Genomic DNA, 365 nt, shown 5'->3' on the forward strand with positions numbered 1-365 from the left:
GAAATATCTCGTAAAGTCATGCGGGGAATTGTTGAGTTTGCCAAAGCGCATAATGTCAAAATTATCGTCTTTGAGAACTTAGCGGGATGGAAAGCAAAAGCGGGAAGAAAAGGGACTTTGCACAAACAAAAATTCCATCTTTGGTGTCATCGAAAAATCGTTGAGTTGACCCAAGAAAGATGGAGAGAATTGGGAGGTAAGGTGGTTTTTATCAATCCCAAATATACCAGTGCCTATGCTTTTGATGGCAGTGGGAAAGTCAAGAGGGGAAAAAGTAATTATTCTCTTTGTCGTTTTAGTACGGGAAAGCAATACCATTCAGATTTAAACGCGAGTTATAATATTGGCGCGAGATATTGGTATTG

At 39.5% G+C, this 365-nt stretch carries 1 protein-coding gene; it reads left to right on the forward strand.

Annotated features, from left to right (window positions below; all coding sequences use genetic code 11):
- A partial coding sequence (locus tag JUI58_RS18935) for an IS200/IS605 family accessory protein TnpB-related protein (RefSeq protein ID WP_204105371.1) occupies window positions 1–365 on the forward strand: 365 nt, incomplete at both ends.

This window comes from Spirulina sp. CCY15215 (genome assembly GCF_016888125.1).
In the GTDB taxonomy this organism is placed as follows: Bacteria; Cyanobacteriota; Cyanobacteriia; order Cyanobacteriales; family Spirulinaceae; genus CCY15215.